Here is an 18,937-nt window from a genome sequence, read left to right as displayed (position 1 = left end):
CTCCATTTAATGCCGCTTGTTACTTACTTATAATTGTCTAATTAACGGCAAATTTAAAATATAATTATTTCTTTTGTGTAAATTTAAGTAACAATAAGTATTAAAGCTCCATCTTTAAGTATAATAATTATGCTTTGGGTGATTGAATGTTAATTTAGAGAATACAGAATCGAATGTCGGATTTAAGTAAAAATAATATAAAGTATATACAGTCTCTCAAAAATAAAAAGGATAGAGACGAGTCAGGTGTTTTCGTCGCAGAAGGGGATAAGATGGTATCCGAACTTTTATTGAATCAGAAATGCCGGTTATTGGTTGCTACTTCCGAGTTTATTCGTGAAAATAAGGTGCTTGTGACCGGAGATAATGTTCAGGAATTGATAGAGGTTTCAAAAAAAGAACTTGAAAGGGTCAGTTTTCTTAAGAACCCGCAACAAGTCTTAGCTGTTTTTTTTCAACCGAAGTATGGCTATGATTTAGACTTGCTTAAAGACCAGTTGAGCTTAGTATTGGATGGTATTCAGGATCCCGGGAATATGGGAACCATTATACGTCTTGCCGACTGGTATGGCATAGAGAATATTTTTTGTTCACCCGATACAGTTGATGTATTTAATACAAAGGTTGTACAGGCTACTATGGGTGCTTTGTCGCGGGTTAAAGTGCATTATCTGGATTTAGAAGATTTTTTACAATCGGTATCAGAGCATTTACCGGTGTATGGAACATTCCTTAACGGTGACAATATGTATGGTACTGATATAAAGGAAAACGGAATAGTAGTAATGGGTAACGAAGGTAATGGTATCAGGTCTTATATTGAGCCGTTTATCTCTCATCGATTATTTATTCCGAATTATCCATTGGATAGGCAAACTTCTGAATCTCTGAATGTTTCGGTTGCTACAGCTATAATATGCAGCGAATTCAGACGGCGTTCATTGAGATAGTTTTGCTAGGATAAAATCTTCTTGAAAGCAAAATCCTTTTCACAAGCCGATATACTGTCATTTTGATAAAGGTTAAAAAAAAGATGTTTTTAAACAATTTGCTATAAAACATGTTGATATTTTATAGCAAATGACGAAAAAATATCTTATATTTAGGATGTAGTTCATTCTGTTCCACCTTTCAAATGACATTATACTATGGGATATCTTACTTTTGATAAAAGTGAATTAGTAAATCTTCAATATTCATTACACCGGGAGATACTTAGCACAAATAGAGCCGGTGCTTATATGAGTACTACTATGGTGTGTTGTAACACACGTAAGTATCATGGGCTTCTGGTTTGTCCAATAAAGGAATTTGATAACGAAAGCTTTGTGTTATTATCCGCATTGGATGAAACCGTTATTCAGCACGACCAGACTTTTAATCTGGGGATACATCAGTATCAGAATGGAATATACGATCCGCGAGGGCATAAATACATCATAGACTTTGAATTTGAGCCGACCCCTACCATTACATACCGGGTGGGAGGTGTTGTTCTTAAAAAAGAGTTGCTGATGGTGCATAATGCCGATCAGATACTGATCAGATATACATTGCTCGATGCACATTCACCTACAACTTTACGTTTACGCCCTTTCCTTGCTTATCGCAACAGGCATCAGCTGAGCAAAGCGAATCTCTTTGTCAGTACCGATTATGATCAGATTGATAATGGGATCGCATCGCGTCTTTATTCCGGATTTCCGATATTAAATATTCAATTGGATAAAAAGAATAAGTTCGAATCAAATCCCGATTGGTATTATAATGTAGAATATTACGAAGAAAAGGTGAGGGGATACGATTATCTTGAAGATCTATACACTCCGGGGTATTTTGAGGTTCCGATAAAAAAAGACGAAAGCATAATTGTTTCGGCTTCATTAAAAGAAGAGACTTCTAAAAAATTAGCCGCCTTTTTTGAAAAAGAGGTAAAATCCCGTCCACCTAAAGACAGTTTTCTTAATTGCCTGAAAAATTCTGCTACTCAGTTTATAGTCAAGCAAGGCAAAGATACTGAAGTATTAGCCGGATTTCCGTGGTTTGGACGTTGGGGTAGAGATACATTTATTGCATTGCCGGGTTTGACTCTTGCAGCCAATTACGATCCGAAGGCATGTAAGGATGTACTGGACACTATGTCGAGAGAAGTGAATAACGGACTTTTTCCGAATATAGGTAAAGATGATAATGCTGCATATAATTCGGTCGATGCTCCCATGTGGTATTTTTGGGCTATTCAGAAATATACAGAAGCAGTTCAAGATAAATCGTCCGTATGGAAGGATTACGGCAAGAAAATGAAGCAGGTTTTAGAAGCTTTCCGCAATGGCATCAACGAACATATCCGTATGCATGAAAATGGATTGATCTGGGCTGCTCAGGATGGCAAAGCATTAACTTGGATGGATGCCGTTGTCGATGGAGTGCCTGTAACGCCACGTGCCGGATATGCTGTTGAAATAAATGCTTTGTGGTATAATGCTATTCGTTTTATGCTTGAATTGGCTGAAGAGAACGGAGATAAGAAATTTGTTAAAGAATGGGAAGATCTCCCGCTGAGAATTGAAGAGAGTTTTACATCTGTATTCTGGAATGAAGACTTAGGATATCTTGCCGATTATGTGGATGAACGCGGACAGAATATGGATTTGAGATCTAATCAGATAATTGCTGCTTCTTTGCAGTACAGCCCCATTGATGATGAAAAGAAAAGCTCTATAATTTATGCTATAAAGGATGAATTGCTGACCTCGAAAGGTTTACGCACATTATCTCCGAGTCATCCCGATTATAAAGGTTTCTATGTAGGAGACCAGGCTACCAGAGACAGGGCTTACCATCAGGGTACAGTGTGGGTTTGGCAACTAGGACACTACGTAGAAGCTTGTTTTAAACTGCATAGCTCCACTTTTGTGAACAGAGCGAAAGAGATAGCATCGGCATTTGAAGATGATATGACAGATTATGGGATATGTGGTATCGCCGAAGTGTATGACGGAAATCCGCCACACCATCCGGGAGGCAGTATCTCTCAGGCATGGAGTGTCAGCGAGATATTGAGAATATTACAAATGATAGAAAAATACCAAGCTAAATAATAGCAAGTGTTTAAAATATTGTTCGGATATACTACTTACCAAAAGTAATAAAAAGAGGTCTGAGACCTTAAGATAAAAACAACCTGTAAATTCAGTGGACGCTATGAAAGTATTAATGTTTGGATGGGAATTTCCTCCTTATATCTCGGGAGGGTTGGGTACCGCTTGCTATGGGTTGACTAAAGGCCTGGCTCAACAAGATGTAGAGGTTTTATTTGTTATGCCGAAAGCATCGGGAGACGAAGACGGAAGTATTGGTAAAATAATAAACGCAAGTGATGTTGAAATGCCAAACTCGGTTACCTCCATTGAGTCATTCTGGTCTAATGTCAGTTTTCTGCCTGTGGATTCGGGTTTGATACCATATCTTGGGTGGGAGGAATATGCTCATATAGCTCAACAAACTCAAGGCTCGGATAAAAAGTCTTTTACTCATCTGGGGGGCAAATTTACATTTTCCGGTAAGTATGGATCAAACTTAATGGAAGAAGTGATGAGGTATGCTTATATTGCATCAAAAATTGCTGAAGAAAATGAGTTTGATATTATTCATGCCCATGATTGGTTAACTTATTTAGCAGGCATTGTAGCAAAACGTATTTCGGGAAAACCTTTAGTAGTACATGTACATGCAACGGAATTTGATCGCAGCGGGGAGAATGTGAACCGTATGGTATACGATTTGGAACGAATGGGGATGGAGAATGCAGACGCAGTGATTACTGTAAGTGACCTCACCCGTAATATAGTTGTCAACCGTTACGGTATAAATAAAGAAAAAGTTATAACCGTGCACAATGCTGTTGATTTTTCGGGACGCGAAACAATTGAATCATCAAAGGCTATAAAAGAAAAGGTTATTACCTTTTTGGGGCGTATTACCTTTCAGAAAGGACCAGAATACTTCATAGAGGCTGCATATAAGGTGCTGAAAGTCTGCCCGAATGTCCGTTTTGTTATGGCCGGAAGTGGAGATATGATGAATAAAATGGTTGCTCGTGTCGCAAAACTGAGGATCGGTTCTAAATTTACTTTTACAGGTTTTTTGACAGGAGATGATGTGCATAAAATGTATGCTCAAAGTGATGTATATGTAATGCCTTCAGTATCTGAGCCTTTCGGTATTTCACCTCTTGAAGCTATGCGTACCGGTGTTCCCACTATCATATCAAAGCAGTCTGGTGTAGCTGAAGTCTTGAAGCATGCAATCAAGGTTAATTTCTGGGATATTGACGCATTGGCTGATGCAATGTACGGACTGGTTACATACCCGACTTTAGCGGCGACTTTACAGGGAGAAGGTACAGCCGAAGTGAATGCTTTGAACTGGGACGACAGTGCTTGCAGGGTTAAAGCTGTATATAAAGGTGTAATAGCCTGACTTTATTAAAATAACATAAACACATATTAGCTATGAAAAAATCTCTATGCTTTTATTTTCAGATACATTTGCCATTCCAATTCCGAAGATATCGTTTTTTTGATATAGGTAACTCTCATCAGTATTATGATGATTTCAATACACGGACAGCCTTGCAGAAAGCTGTAGAACACTGCTATCTGCCAATGAACAGGGTATTGATGGATATAATAAAGGAACATGGTAAGGATTTTAAGGTTGCATTTTCGATAACAGGCGAAACGATAGAACAGTTCGAATTATATGCTCCTCAGGTATTGGATAGTTTTAAAGAACTGGCAGCTACAGGATCGGTGGAATTCTTATGTGAAACATATTCTCATTCACTGGTATTCTTGAAAGATGAGCATGAATTTGACAGGCAGTTATTAAAGCAGGCCGAAACGATTGAACGCTATTTTGGGCAGAAACCGTCGGTTGTAAGATTGACAGGACTTATATATTCAGACCAGATCGGCGAAAGAGTTGCGAAGTTAGGTTTCAAAGCAATGGTAGCGGAGGGTGCTAAGCATGTTTTAGGTTGGAAAACTCCGAATTATCTGTATTCGAATGCATATAATTCTAAGTTCAAAATTTTATTGAGAAATTTTAGGCTGAGTGATGACATAGCATATCGATTCTCTGATAGAAGCTGGGATCAGTGGCCTGTTACCTGCGAAAAATTTACAGGATGGCTACACAATGTAGATAAGACAGAAGAGGTTGTCAATCTTTTCATGGATTATCTGACATTCGGTGAAAGGCACTCCAAAGGATCGGGCATATTCGAATTTATGAGGTATTTACCACAGGATGTTTTGAATCAGGGCGAATTCGAGTTTCTGACTCCATCGGAGGTTGTGAAGAAACACGAAGCCAAAGCACCTGTACATGTTCCATATCCTATATCATGGTCGGAAGAAGAACGTGATTTGAGTATCTGGTTAGGAAATGATTTGCAAAATGACGCATTTAATTCCCTTAGCGAATTAGGAACAAAAGTGTCGTTTGTTGATGATACTGAGATTACCCGAGATTGGGAGCGGCTTCAGGATAGTGATAACTATTATTATATGGGGACTAAGTGGTTGACAGAAGGTACACCCCGTCGTTTCCAAAATGTTTATTCTAGTCCATATGATGCTTACATTAATTATATGAATATATTAAGTGATTTTACCTTGAGAGTGGAAGATTTACTTGATACAAAAATAAAAGATTTGTTAGCTAATAAAAAATATGCAGAAAGATTGGAAGATATAGTATCAATTAATCAGAATAAATATACATCGATACAAGTAAAGAAAATTATAAATATATTAGGTGGCGAACTAGGGTTAGGATTGCAGAAGAAAACGAAAAAATCGACTAAATCCGATAAAAGTCAGGAAAAAGAAATTAAGACATCTAAAGTAAAAAAGAACTAATATTAGGGTCGCTAATGAAGCTAATAACAAACAACATCATTAGATAATTATGCAAAATGAAAAATTATTGGTACCGGACTATCTATTTGAGGTAGGCTGGGAAGTGTGTAACAAGGTAGGAGGTATTCATACGGTTATCGCAACTAAAATCGCATCTTTAGAGAAAGTTCTTAATAAACCGCATATTCTTATAGGGCCTGATGTTGTACAGGGTAATGAGACTAATCATGAGTTTATTGAAGATCCATTATTGTTAAAGACGTGGAAAGCAAAAGCTATAAATGATGGATTGCGCATAAGGGTTGGACGCTGGAATATTGCCGAAAAACCAATCATTGTTCTCATTGATTTTACTCCGTTTTTTTCATCAAAAGATGAAATTTTAAGTAATTTATGGGAAAAATTTAAACTTGACTCTTTATCAGGACAATGGGATTATATCGAACCCGCTCTCTTCGGATATGCAGCTGCTAAAGTGATAGAGAGTTATGTAAAATATCATTGTGCACCTAATGATAAGATCATCGCTCAGTTTCATGAATGGATGACCGGATCGGGTCTTTTGTACCTGAAATCGGAGATGCCTCAGGTAGGATGCGTATTCACAACTCATGCAACAGTGCTGGGACGTTGTATTGCAGGAAATAATCTACCACTTTACGATAAACTAAAATCATATAATCCGGATACAGTCTCTCGTAATTTTAATGTTATATCAAAACAGTCTTTAGAAAAGTTGGCGGCTCAGGAAGCTGATAGTTTTACTACTGTCAGCGATATTACAGCAAAAGAGTGCGAACAATTTTTAGGTAAGCCTGTAGATATTGTAACTCCGAATGGTTTTCAGGATTTTATAGCCAATGATGAAAATTTTGCCGAACAGGAGAAGAAAGGCCGTAATGATCTGATAAAAGTTGCACAGGCTATCTTAGGTCGTCCGATAGATAATAATGCATTACTGATAGGAATAAGCGGACGGTACGAGTTCAAAAATAAAGGTATAGATGTTTTTATAGAAGCTTTAGGCAAGTTAAATAAAAACAAAGCATTGACCAGAGAGGTTGTAGGCTTTATTTTAGTACCCGCCGGACATCATGGTCCTTCGAAAGAATTGCTGTACAATCTACAGAATAATATATCAGACAGACCTTTGCATAATAAGTATGTGACTCATGATCTGAACGATGAGCAATATGATCCTACGATGAATGCAATTCGTAACAACGAACTGAACAATACGAATGAAGATCGTGTCAAAATATTTTTTGTGCCATCGTATCTGAATGGTACGGACGGAGTATTTAATGTTCCTTATTATGACTTGCTTGCCGGGCTCGATTTGGCATTGTTTCCGTCTTATTATGAACCATGGGGTTATACACCATTAGAGAGCGTTGCTTTTAAGGTGCCTACTATAACCACATCTTTAGCCGGATTTGGTCTATGGGTAAAAACGCATTACAAAGAGGAACGTCCGGGGATTGCAGTCATCAGCAGAACTGACGATAATGATGCTGAAGTAATTTCAAAAATAGAAGGTCATGTAATCCGACATGCAAATTATAAAGAAAAAGAACAGCTTAGTGTTAAAGAAAACGCATATGAAGTATCTAAGATTGCTCTTTGGGATAATCTGATTTATTATTATATGAAGGCTTATAGCGATGCCTTGGCTAAAGTAGCCGAACGCTATGACGAAAGTGATTTTATAACTGACATACAAACAAATTATATACCGCAAATGCCGCAAAGTGTAACCCCAAACTGGTTTAATGTTATAGTGCATCGTAATGTGCCTGAAAAGTTAAAAAGGCTTGAAGAATTGGCCTATAATCTTTGGTGGTGTTGGAATCAGGATGCAAAAGAATTATTTGAGTCTGTTGATCCTGTTATTTGGGAAAAAGTGTATTTCAATCCGATAGCATTATTGGATAGCCTCAATTATCAGCGTTATCAGCAGCTCGAAAACGATGCAGAGTTTATTAATCGGTTAGATTCCGTTTACTCCAGATTTAAGGCATATATGGATCTGAAGAATACACAAGATGGTCCGACTATCTCTTATTTCTGTATGGAATATGGTTTACATACTTCTTTGAAAATTTATTCGGGAGGGTTAGGTATTCTTGCAGGCGACTATTTGAAAGAAGCCAGTGATAAGGGTACGAAGATGACCGGTATAGGTCTTTTATACAGGTATGGTTATTTCACACAAAGACTATCCACTACAGGAGAACAGGAAAATATTTACGAGGCTCAGCAGTTCGACAAAACACCGGTGACCCCTCAACGAGACGAAGATGGTAATTGGATAACTATACAGATCGCTCTACCGGGCAGAAACTTACATGCCCGTGTATGGAGAGTAGATGTAGGGCGTGTTGAACTATATCTGCTTGATACCGATTTTGAGGATAATTTACCCGAAGATCGTTCTGTTACACACCATTTATATGGTGGTGATTGGGAAAACCGATTGAAACAAGAGTTACTTCTTGGTATAGGAGGTATACGGGTGTTGAAGAAACTGAATAAACGCTCCGATGTGTACCATTGTAATGAAGGGCATGCCGCATTTACGGGTATGGAGCGTATTCACCAGTTGATGGTTGATAAAACTCTTTCTTTTGATGAAGCGAGAGAAGTAGTCCGCTCATCTTCACTGTTTACTACACATACCCCTGTTCCTGCAGGGCATGATGCTTTCGAAGAAGGATTGTTGCGTAAATATATATCACATTATCCTGATCGTTTTCAGATAGGATGGGATCGTATAATGTCTCTGGGGCGTATGCACCCTGACAATCATAGCGAGAAATTCTCGATGAGTGTCCTTGCCGTAAATTTGTCTCAGGAAGTAAATGGCGTAAGCTGGCTTCATGGAAAGGTATCACAGGATATGTTTAAAGATATGTTCCCGGGGTATCTGACCGAAGAATCATATATTGGTTATGTGACTAATGGTGTACATTATCCGACTTGGGCTGCTCCTGAATGGAAAGAACTACATGAAAGGGTATTTGGTGCTGATTTTGCGAATCACCATTATGATAAATCGTGTTTTGCAAATATACAAACTGTTGAGAATCGCGAAATCTGGAATATACGGACAAAACTTCGTGCCAGGATGTTCGAACATATCAAAGAACGTTTGACTAAGCATAACGAGTTGATGTATTATACTCCTCGTGAAATTGTCAGTATTGTAGAAGCATTAGATCCTAATAAATTAACATTCGGGTTTGCACGCCGTTTCGCTACTTATAAGCGAGCTCAGCTATTATTTAAGAATTTGGATACTCTCAATGCGATTGTTAATCATCCTACACAACCGGCTCAGTTTATTTTTGCAGGAAAAGCTCACCCTGCGGATAAAGCAGGACAGGATTTGATTAAGAAAATTGTAGAGATCTCGAAATACCCTCAATTTTTAGGAAAGATTCTCTTTATAGAGAATTACGACATGGAATTAGCTTCTAATTTGGTTCAGGGTGTAGATATCTGGCTTAATACACCCACACGTCCGATGGAAGCATCGGGAACCAGCGGCGAAAAAGCTGTTATGAATGGAGTGATGCATTTTAGTGTACTTGATGGATGGTGGGTCGAAGGTTATCAGAAAGATGCCGGATGGGCATTGCCTCTTGAGCAGGTTTATGAAAATGACGAATTTCAAAATGAATTGGATGCCGAACTTGTATATAATACAATAGAGAATGAAATAGCACCGTTGTATTATGAACAAGATTCGAATGGAATTCCCAATGAGTGGGTTCAGCATGTTAAAAATTCAATAGATAAGGTAGCATCTAACTTTACAATGAATCGTCAATTGACCGATTATGAGGATCGATTCTATAATAAGTTGAGTGCTCGAGCTCATGAAATAGTGAAAGATGACTTTGCCATGGCTAAAAATATTGTAGCCTGGAAACATAAAATGGCCAGAAGTTGGGATAGTATAGAGGTTATCTCTGTAAATATGCCAAGTATCTATAAAGAATCTATTTCTTTGGGGATGGAATATGACTTTGAAGTAAAATTGAGCTGTGGTTCTTTATCTGCTGAGGATTTAGGCGTGGAGTTAGTTGTGACTAATGACAAAAGCAGTAAGACCGAAGACTTCCTTATTAAAAAGTCATTTACGTTTGTAAATCAGAGTGGAAGCATGGCAACTTTCCGGTTGAAGTATGTGACCAGTCAGATCGGAAGTTTCTCTATCGGATTGCGGGTATATGCGAAAAATGATTTGTTAGCTTACCAACAAGATTCAGGATTAGTGAAATGGATGTAATGATCTGCTGACAATCTATTAAGATAAGTAAGATTTAATATGGCTATCTTTGATTATTTCAAAATAGCCATATTATGTTTAAAATTTAATCAATCAGAATCTGCAGAATTTTATCTATACTTAAAGTGATTAAAGCTACAGAGTTCTGCCGCTACTTATTGGGGATAGGAAGAAAAGGTAACTGATGAAAAAGCACAATTTTGGTGTTACTTTTGTAACCTTTTTGTAGAGTTGAGAATTAATAATAGAATCTTATTACAAAAATTAGCCATGAAAGAATCTATATATAACGATCCGGGATTAGATAAATATAAAACAGTCATTCAATACAGACATAATAAATTTACTCAAAGAAAAACCTTACTTACAAAAGGAGGAGCTTTGAGCAATATTGCTAATGGTTATTTGTATTACGGATTGCACCGTTATCCTGATAAATGGGTATTGCGTGAGTGGGCTCCCAATGCTTTAGAAATATATCTGATAGGCGATTTTAATAATTGGCAGCAGCGGAAAGAATTTGCATTTTATGAAACTTATAATGGCAATTGGGAAATAGAACTGCCTCTCGATTCTTTGAAACAGGGAATGTTGTATAAGCTCTGGATAAAGTGGGATGATGGAGCAGGAGAGCGTATTCCGGCATATTGCAGGAGGGTAGTGCAGGATGATGTGAATAAAATATTCTCTGCACAGGTTTGGACGCATGAGTATCAGTGGAAATATAAAAAATCGGTTCAGGTAAAGAATCCTCTTATATATGAGGCTCATATCGGGATGGCCGGAGAAGAGGAGGCTGTGTCAACATATATTCATTTCAGAGAAAAGATACTGCCATATATAGCAAAGATGGGATACAATACAATACAATTAATGGCTATACAGGAACATCCTTATTACGGATCATTTGGGTATCAGGTTGCAAATTTTTTTGCCCCGAGTTCCCGTTTTGGAACTCCGGAAGAACTCAAGGAGTTGATCGATGAAGCTCACTGCCTGAATATTGCTGTTGTATTGGATATTGTACATTCTCATGCAGTGAAGAATGAAACCGACGGGTTGAGTCGTTTTGACGGAAGTTTCGACTTGTATTTTCATTCAGGAGAAAGAGGAATGCACCCGGTTTGGAATTCCAGATGTTTCGATTATGGGAAGAATGAAGTGGTCGCATTTCTATTATCCAATTGTAAATATTGGGTTGAGGAATTTCATTTTGATGGATTCCGTTTTGATGGAGTAACCAGCATGATGTATTACGATCATGGCATTGGACGTGATTTTACCAATTATTCAATGTATTATGATGGTAATCAGGACGAAGATGCAATAACATATCTGACACTGGCAAATGAGCTGATACATGAATTGAATCCCAATGGATTTACTATTGCGGAGGATGTTAGCGGCATGCCGGGATTGGCTTCTCCGGTAGATAAAATGGGAATTGGATTTGATTATCGGATGGCTATGGGAATTGCCGATTTTTGGGTTAAATTGCTTAAAACAAAACGGGATGAAGAATGGCATATCGGTGATATGTTTTATGAATTAACCAATAAGCGAAAAGAAGAATCTACGATCAGTTATGTCGAAAGTCATGATCAGGCTATGGTTGGCGATAAGACTATTATATTCAGGCTTCTGGATAGCCTGATGTATACAGATATGAATGTGTTTGGTCATAATCCAAAGGTTGACAGGGGGATAGCTCTTCATAAGATGATTCGTCTGGCAACCATCGCTACTGCCGGAAATGGTTATCTGACATTTATGGGGAATGAGTTCGGACATCCCGAATGGATTGATTTTCCGAGAGAAGGTAACGATTGGTCTTATAAATATGCCCGCCGTCAATGGAGTTTAGAGAAGGATACTAACCTAAGGTATCGTTTTCTGGCAGAGTTTGAGCATGCTATGTTGGAAGAAATAACAAAATATTCTATATTCGATGAAAGACCTGCTGTCATTGTTCAAAGTACAAATGAGCAAGTTTTAGTCTTTAAGCGTAGAGATTTACTATTTGTCTTTAACTTTAGTCCTGTAAAATCTTATACTGATTATCCGATAGACGTTTCTGAGGGTGTTTATAATATCATCTTGAATACAGATGAATCTCGTTTTGATGGGTTTGATCTGGTAGAAATGAATTATGATTATATTACCCGGAAAGTAAAAGATAAGGATGTCTTAAAACTATATATACCCGCTCGTTCAGCATATATTATGTCTTATCGTAAGTTATAGAAAACATCTAATAATAGGTCTGAAACCTAAAAAATAAATAATGAGAATTAAAAGGAAATATTGTGCTACTGAGGAAATTCGTTTTCTGCCTTTTTAGCTAACCATAAGTTTCGGGCATACGCTATAAAGCCGGCACTTTGACCTAGTATCAGCACGGGATCTTTACGGAAGATGCCATATGCGATGGTAATTATAGATCCTCCTAAACTTAATAGCCAAAAGTTAACAGGAAGAGATGATTCTCCTTTGGATTGTGAGTACCACCATTGGTAAACAAACCTTAGTGTGAAGATAATCTGTCCCATAGATCCGAAAATAAGCAACCCCAGAGGCATGCTTTTAAACAAGCGTTCGATACTACTTGTTCCGTGGTATAGCACATAACATCCGGCAACGATCGGGGTAGCTAGTATAATGTATCTGATTATGGGATATATTTCTTTCCAATGGTCTTTGTTATTTATATTCCAGACATAGATGTAATAAGAGAAAACTTGACCGAGAATAATCGCGAAATCGCCTCTGAGCCATCCATATATTGAAAATAAGAACGATGCAAATAAGCTTATTTGCCAGTATATAGTAGGAGATACAACTTTCTTAGCCCTTTCGGATAATACCCATTGGATCAGCACACGGGCAGAGAATAAACCCTGAGCCAGAAAGCCTATAACAAAGTACCACGATTTGCTTTCCATATGTTATTATTGATGAATGGCTATATTGTTAGATGCTATATTGTAATTGATATATCGTTTTTTCATCCATCGGTAGGCAAAGCAGTCCAAGAATGGACCTATAAGCCGATTCCATAAATTAAATTTGGAAGTTCCTGCAATTCGTTCGAAATGTCTTACAGGAATCTGTTTGACTTTGACGTTCTGGAGTTGAATAAGTGCCGGCAAAAAGCGATGCATGCCTGTAAAAAACGGAATACGTTTAGCGTTATCTGTCTTTATAATTTTCAGAGGGCATCCGGTATCGGCAACACCATCATTGGTCATCCAACGCCTAAATCCGTTTGCGATTTTAGAGGATAATTTTTTGCCTAAACTGTCTTTACGTCCGGTGCGGATTCCCATAACCAGACCAAATTCGTGCCGATAGGGTAGTAATAGTTCAAAGTCTTCAGGTGTTGTTTGTAGGTCTGCATCAATATAACCGACAAAGGCGGATTCTGCAGTATCAATTCCGGCTTTTATTGCTGCGCTTAATCCTCTGTTTTCTGCAAAATTGATATAGAAAAAAGAGTCGTTTTGAAGGCATATTTTTTCTATAAGAGCTTTGCTGTTATCTTTAGATCCATCATTAACGAATAGTATACAAGACTTTACAGAAGATTTATTGAGATATGATGAAAGTTCTTTTTCTAATCTGTCAATGTTGTCTTCCTCATTATAAATTGGGACTATTATTGTTAATTCATAGCCTAAAGTCTTATTCATAATCGCTATATTGATATATTTGTTTGGTCAGCAAAGGTATCTATTTTTTAGAATATATTTGTATTTGCTACTTCTAAAACATTATATTTATTAGACTACCGGTTTCAAAATATTTATCTTTGCCGAGTCTTATCACTATATGTATATTGAATCTGTAACTATATGACAAATACTCAGAATCATCTTATTCATTATCTGTTTATTATTGTAGTTTGTTTTTTCGCATTCTTTGTAAATAATCAGATAATTCCTGCAGACTTGATGGAGTCTCGCAATTTAGCAACCGCTCAGGAAATGATACATACAGATAATTATCTGATGCCTACAATGAACGGTGAACCTCGTCTTGAAAAACCTCCTTTACCAACATGGATAGCTGCCGGTGTAGAGCTTTTGTTTCCGGAAAATCTTGTTGTACAAAGATATATGGCAGCGATTTCTGCTACGATAATGGTTTTCTTTCTGTATTTTCTTGTATCCAGGTTAACTAAGAACCGAAATATTGGATTATTATCATCATTGGTATTAGCTTCTTGCTTTAATATCATACTGATGGGGCGAACTGCTACATGGGATATTTACTGTCATAGCTTTATGCTTGGTGCTATTTACTTCTTAGTTTTGGGCTTGGAAGAAAAAGGTAAGCAATGGGGACATTTCTTTATTACCGGACTTTTTCTAGGATTATCTTTCCTTAGTAAAGGGCCTGTATCGTTTTATGCCTTATTACTTCCTTTCCTTATAAGCTATATTATTGTGCTCAGACCTTCAGCAAAAGATAAAGTGCTTCCTATCCTTATTATGATACTCACTTGTCTGGTTATCTCTACATGGTGGCCTGTATATGCTCGGTTGTCTCATCCTGGATTAGCTGTTGCTGTAGCCGATAAAGAATCATCATCTTGGCTTAATCATAATGTGAGACCTTTATATTATTACTGGCAGTTTCCTGCTGAAGCCGGTATCTGGGCTCTATTCTGGATAACCTCTTTGTGTTGGTTCCACTGGAAAAAAAAGATCGAAAACCGTCATGTATATATATTCTCTGTCATATGGACTTTGGCTGCTTTTATCCTCTTGTCCCTGATTCCGGAGAAAAAGACCCGTTATCTGTTACCTATGCTGATTCCCGGAGCTATTAATATAGGGTTTTATATTTATCATTGTGCCAATAGCATAATGACATCAAAAGAAAAGAATACCTTTCGTTTCAATATTATTGTAATTATTCTTATACTGGTAGCACTACCTGTGGCATTGTACATTATGTTCTTTAAGGACGGCATGGTGACACTGCCTCTTTATATAGTCACTTCCGTTATAAGTATTTGTCTGGCTGTCTTTCTTATTATATCGGTATTCAATAAGTATCGTATTAATGTGCTGAAAGCTTTTACCGGAATATTGTTAACCATGATTATGGTTGAAGGCTTATGTATGATACCTGTCCGTAATATGTTTATAAATAACGACAGGCATAGTATCAGGATGCTGAGAAAGATCGACAAAGTTCAGAATATGCCGTTTTTCTATAATGAAAAAGAGCAGTTAAGAATGGAGCTTGTATATGAGGCTAACCAAGTCATACGTCCTCTGAATGTGTCGGATAGTGCTCTCATTCAGTCAAAACTACCGTTTGTATTTGTCAGCGGAGCACCTATCGATAGTTTGTTGGCCGGAAAAAATGTAAAGATAGAATACATTGATACTTTCGATAATAATTGGCAAAAATCATCTAGTCGGAGATACAATGAAGATCTGGTCAGACAAGTTGCTATTATCAGTAGACTTAAATAAAAACAGAAGAGGAGATTTAAATCTCCTCTTCTTCATTCTACTACTTCACTTTAACTGCAACAGAGCTTCTGATATCTGCAGAAGATGCTGCACAATGTAATGTAAACTGGTCTGATTCTACAATCCAGCTATGAGATTTATCATCGAAAAAGGCTAGGCTTTCGACCGGGACCGATAGTTCGACAGTCTTACTTTCTCCTACTTTTAAGAACACTTTCTGAAAAGCTTTCAATTCTTTAGTCGGACGTTCAAGCGATGGTTTAGACTGAGATGCATATATCTGAACGGATTCAGCTCCATCTGCTTTACCTTTGTTTGTCAAGACGAATGAAACTTTAATTGTTTCATTTTTACCGTATTCTTTTTTGTCGGTGGTAGCTTTACCGTATTCAAAAGTAGTATAAGATAAACCATATCCGAAGGGGAACATCGCCGGGATTTTTTTCGTATCGTGCCAACGGTAACCAACAAGTAATCCTTCTTTGTAAACCTGATTGATACTATCTCCGGGGTAGGAAATCTTACCAAAAGAAATAGCTCCGTTGTCTTCCAGTTTTTTAGGGAAAGAGAATGGCAGTTTTCCCGAAGGATTAACATCTCCGGCTATAATGTTAGCTGTTGCTGTTCCTGCCTGAGATCCTAAATACCACGATTGCATCAATGCCGGCACTTTGTCTAACCAAGGCATCGCAACTGCATTACCGCTGATGATAATTACACCTGTATTTTTATTAATCTTAAGAATATCTTCGATAAGTTCGTTCTGACCGAAAGGCAGATCATAAGTGATGCGGTCGGCTCCTTCACAATCCTGTTGGAAGTTCTTGTTCAGTCCTCCAAAGAAAAGTACTACATCCGCATCTTTCACAAGAGCCAAAGCTTCTCTTTTCAGAGAGTCGGCATTATAAGGAGAAGGTACAAACTGATCGTATACGGTGGGGCCCGATCCGTATCCCATAGTATAGAATACTTTATCATCACCGTACTTCTCTTTTAACCCTTCAAGCGGAGATATTTCTTTCTTTACTTTCAATTCCGAAGATCCTCCACCGACGGTAAGTGATCGGGTTGCATTTTCGCCGATAACAACAATCTTTTTGTATCTATTTTTAGCAATAGGGAAGAAATCCTTTTCGTTTTTCATCAGGACTATTCCCTGTTCTGCAATACGGCGTGCTACATCAGCATGTTCCGGAGTGGCAAAACTCCCATAGGGACGGTTTCTATCCATATTTGTGCGGAGTGTAAGTCTGAGCACACGTCTAACTTTTTCATCTAAAGTCGACATTGGCAACTCTCCTTTTTTCAGCATTTCCAGATAAGGTTGTGCCATAAAATAATTGTCATAAGCGAAGCTTTCTCCCCAGGTAAGTCCATTAGTCCAGCTGCCCATTTCTATATCCAAACCATTAAGGGCAGCCTCTTTAGTATCGTGGGCACTTCCCCAGTCTGTTACGACAACTCCGTCGAATCCCCATTCGCCTTTAAGTATCTTATTGGTTAAGAGTTCGTGATGTGTGGTATGCTGTCCTCTGAACTGATTATAAGCGCCCATTATAGCCCAGACTTTACCTTCTGTTACTCCTGCTTTAAAAGCGGGCAGATATATTTCATACAGAGCCCTGTCGCTGGCTTCGACATTGATATGTCCACGCCAAAGTTCCTGATTGTTCAATGCATAGTGTTTCATACATGCGGCAACACCGTTTTGTTGAACACCGTGTATATAAGGCACTACCATTTTGGATGCCAGATACGGATCTTCGCCCATATATTCAAAGTTCCGGCCGTTCATCGGTGTACGGTAGATGTTTACTCCGGGGCCGAGTATGATATCTTTCTTTCTGTAGCGAGCCTCTTCGCCTAGTGCGTTTCCGTATTCGAGAGATAAATTAGGATTGAATGTAGCTGCAAGACAAGTTAATGCAGGAAATGCAGTACACGAGTCATTTGTCCATCCAGCGTGATTCCATGTATCCCAGTCGATTTCCATGCGAACGCCGTGAGGGCCGTCGCTCATCCATATTTCTGGAATTCCTAAACGAGGGCATCCAGGAGTGCTGAATTTGGACTGAGCATGAATCATTGCGATCTTTTCTTCGAGTGTCATACGAGAAAGAGCATCTTCGATTCGGGCTTCAATAGGCTTGCTGTCATCCAGATATACAGGTTTTGCTTTGAGCTGCGCCTGTGACTGGAATGTAAACAACCCCAAAATACTAGATAGTACTAAAAGTTTTTTCATGTTTAGTTTATATTAAATATATAGATTTCAAATACTTAATTATAAAAGGTAACAAAGGTTTCACTCTTTATGTCATTTTTCATCAGTTACCTTTTTCTCCCTATCATTATATTGATATATTTTATATTCTCAATTCTCGACTCAACCCAAAAGGTTACAAAAGTTACATAAGAATTGTATTTTTTTATTTGTTTCTTTTTCATCTTTCTTTTGTTCTTTTAGTGAAGAGAAGTATTTAATGACATATTTTAAAGCGATAATCAGCTCTTGCTGTAATACTTGCAAAGTCAATAAAAGATATGAGACCTTAAAAAAGAATTCTTACTGTTTGTCCTTTCTTTATGTATAGATAAATTTTGTTATTATCAACGGCATATTTTTTAGTACCTGAAATAGATGATACTTCAGAAGGTAATTTCAATATAAACATATCGGACGTATCTGCTTTCAGTGTGAATTCTTGTATTCTATTGTTCTTCCATAAAAAATCAACAGATGCACCTCCTCTGACTCGTAATCCTTTCACTTCTCCATTTTTACAACTTTGAGTCATTGCGGGTAATAGTTCTATGTAGCCAGAATGGCTTTGGACAAGCATTTCCATTATACCTGCTGAACCTCCGAAATTGCCATCTATCTGCATAGGGGGATGTGCACTGAATAGGTTAGGGTAGGTCCCCCAGCTGCTTTCAGCAGGCTTTAAGAGGTCTCCTATGAGTTTGTATGCCCTTTCACCATTTTTCAGACGAGCCCAGAAATTGATTTTCCAAGCCATAGACCATCCTGTCGATTGATCGCCTCTCCTTTCCAGTGTTGTTTTAGCTGCTTCCATTAACTGCGGAGTATTTTCGAAAGTGAGTTCGTTGCCCGGATATAATCCGTATAATTGTGATACATGACGGTGGTGTATATCTGCTTCTTCATAATCTTCGAGCCATTCCATGACTTGACCGTATTTTCCGATTGAAGTCGGAGCTAGTTTAGC

11 protein-coding genes are annotated in these 18,937 nt (G+C 37.9%); 7 read left to right on the top strand and 4 right to left on the bottom strand.

The window, feature by feature from the left end; genetic code table 11:
• Positions 1 to 173 precede the first annotated feature (173 nt).
• The 6 genes from K322_RS0113560 to K322_RS0113535 all read left to right on the top strand — a co-directional run bounded on the left by K322_RS0113560 (position 174) and on the right by K322_RS0113535 (position 12,465).
• Complete coding sequence (locus tag K322_RS0113560) at positions 174 to 950, top strand: RNA methyltransferase (protein ID WP_026627357.1); 777 nt, start codon at positions 174 to 176, stop codon at positions 948 to 950.
• 198 nt (positions 951 to 1,148) lie between these two features.
• Positions 1,149 to 3,101 (top strand): amylo-alpha-1,6-glucosidase, encoded by a 1,953-nt coding sequence (locus tag K322_RS0113555; protein ID WP_026627356.1) that lies wholly within the window; start codon positions 1,149 to 1,151, stop codon positions 3,099 to 3,101.
• Between the two features lie 103 nt (positions 3,102 to 3,204).
• A complete protein-coding gene (locus K322_RS0113550; protein WP_026627355.1) occupies positions 3,205 to 4,482 on the top strand; it encodes a glycosyltransferase family 4 protein in 1,278 nt (425 codons plus the stop codon).
• Positions 4,483 to 4,514: 32 nt separating this feature from the next.
• Positions 4,515 to 5,927, top strand: a complete 1,413-nt coding sequence (locus K322_RS0113545) for a glycoside hydrolase family 57 protein (RefSeq protein WP_026627354.1) — start codon at positions 4,515 to 4,517, stop codon at positions 5,925 to 5,927.
• Positions 5,928 to 5,976: 49 nt separating this feature from the next.
• Positions 5,977 to 10,221: an alpha-glucan family phosphorylase gene (gene glgP / locus K322_RS0113540; protein ID WP_026627353.1), complete on the top strand. Its 4,245-nt coding sequence runs from the start codon at positions 5,977 to 5,979 to the stop codon at positions 10,219 to 10,221.
• A gap of 270 nt (positions 10,222 to 10,491) precedes the next feature.
• Complete coding sequence (locus tag K322_RS0113535) at positions 10,492 to 12,465, top strand: alpha-amylase family glycosyl hydrolase (RefSeq protein ID WP_026627352.1); 1,974 nt, start codon at positions 10,492 to 10,494, stop codon at positions 12,463 to 12,465.
• Between the two features lie 65 nt (positions 12,466 to 12,530).
• Here the strand turns inward: K322_RS0113535 and K322_RS0113530 are convergent, their stop codons facing one another.
• Together K322_RS0113530 and K322_RS0113525 are read right to left on the bottom strand one after the other, a co-directional pair.
• Positions 12,531 to 13,163: a lipid-A-disaccharide synthase N-terminal domain-containing protein gene (locus K322_RS0113530; RefSeq protein ID WP_026627351.1), complete on the bottom strand. Its 633-nt coding sequence runs from the start codon at positions 13,161 to 13,163 to the stop codon at positions 12,531 to 12,533.
• A gap of 6 nt (positions 13,164 to 13,169) precedes the next feature.
• Entirely contained in the window at positions 13,170 to 13,910 is a 741-nt protein-coding gene (locus K322_RS0113525) for a glycosyltransferase (protein ID WP_026627350.1), read from the bottom strand.
• A 162-nt stretch (positions 13,911 to 14,072) separates the two neighbouring features.
• On the opposite strand from K322_RS0113525, the gene K322_RS0113520 reads away from it, so the two are divergent.
• Positions 14,073 to 15,707, top strand: coding sequence for an ArnT family glycosyltransferase (locus tag K322_RS0113520; RefSeq protein ID WP_026627349.1), 1,635 nt, complete (start codon positions 14,073 to 14,075; stop codon positions 15,705 to 15,707).
• A 40-nt stretch (positions 15,708 to 15,747) separates the two neighbouring features.
• Here K322_RS0113520 and K322_RS0113515 read toward each other — a convergent pair whose 3' ends face one another.
• Both K322_RS0113515 and K322_RS19480 read right to left on the bottom strand, forming a co-directional pair.
• Positions 15,748 to 17,952 carry a glycoside hydrolase family 3 C-terminal domain-containing protein gene (locus K322_RS0113515; protein WP_026627348.1) on the bottom strand — a complete coding sequence of 735 codons (2,205 nt, stop codon included), beginning with the start codon at positions 17,950 to 17,952 and terminating at the stop codon, positions 15,748 to 15,750.
• Between the two features lie 307 nt (positions 17,953 to 18,259).
• Positions 18,260 to 18,937: glycosyl hydrolase family 95 catalytic domain-containing protein (locus K322_RS19480; RefSeq protein ID WP_035332160.1), on the bottom strand; the 678-nt coding region annotated here is incomplete at its 5' end.

The sequence above is a fragment of the Indolivaga capnocytophagoides DSM 22835 genome, from assembly GCF_000426485.1.
Taxonomy (GTDB): domain Bacteria; phylum Bacteroidota; class Bacteroidia; order Bacteroidales; family Dysgonomonadaceae; genus Dysgonomonas_A; species Dysgonomonas_A capnocytophagoides.
The sequence above is the reverse complement of the archived record's forward strand: the minus strand, read 5'-3'. Positions and strand labels throughout refer to the sequence as shown.

Excerpts from the sequence above, each read along its gene's own strand:
- K322_RS0113560 (WP_026627357.1), top strand. The coding sequence starts at position 174 with ATGTCGGATTTAAGTAAAAATAATATAAAGTATATACAGTCTCTCAAA.
- K322_RS0113555 (WP_026627356.1), top strand. The coding sequence starts at position 1,149 with ATGGGATATCTTACTTTTGATAAAAGTGAATTAGTAAATCTTCAATAT.
- K322_RS0113550 (WP_026627355.1), top strand. The coding sequence starts at position 3,205 with ATGAAAGTATTAATGTTTGGATGGGAATTTCCTCCTTATATCTCGGGA.
- K322_RS0113545 (WP_026627354.1), top strand. The coding sequence starts at position 4,515 with ATGAAAAAATCTCTATGCTTTTATTTTCAGATACATTTGCCATTCCAA.
- glgP (WP_026627353.1), top strand. The coding sequence starts at position 5,977 with ATGCAAAATGAAAAATTATTGGTACCGGACTATCTATTTGAGGTAGGC.
- K322_RS0113535 (WP_026627352.1), top strand. The coding sequence starts at position 10,492 with ATGAAAGAATCTATATATAACGATCCGGGATTAGATAAATATAAAACA.
- K322_RS0113530 (WP_026627351.1), bottom strand. The coding sequence starts at position 13,163 with ATGGAAAGCAAATCGTGGTACTTTGTTATAGGCTTTCTGGCTCAGGGT.
- K322_RS0113525 (WP_026627350.1), bottom strand. The coding sequence starts at position 13,910 with ATGAATAAGACTTTAGGCTATGAATTAACAATAATAGTCCCAATTTAT.
- K322_RS0113520 (WP_026627349.1), top strand. The coding sequence starts at position 14,073 with ATGACAAATACTCAGAATCATCTTATTCATTATCTGTTTATTATTGTA.
- K322_RS0113515 (WP_026627348.1), bottom strand. The coding sequence starts at position 17,952 with ATGAAAAAACTTTTAGTACTATCTAGTATTTTGGGGTTGTTTACATTC.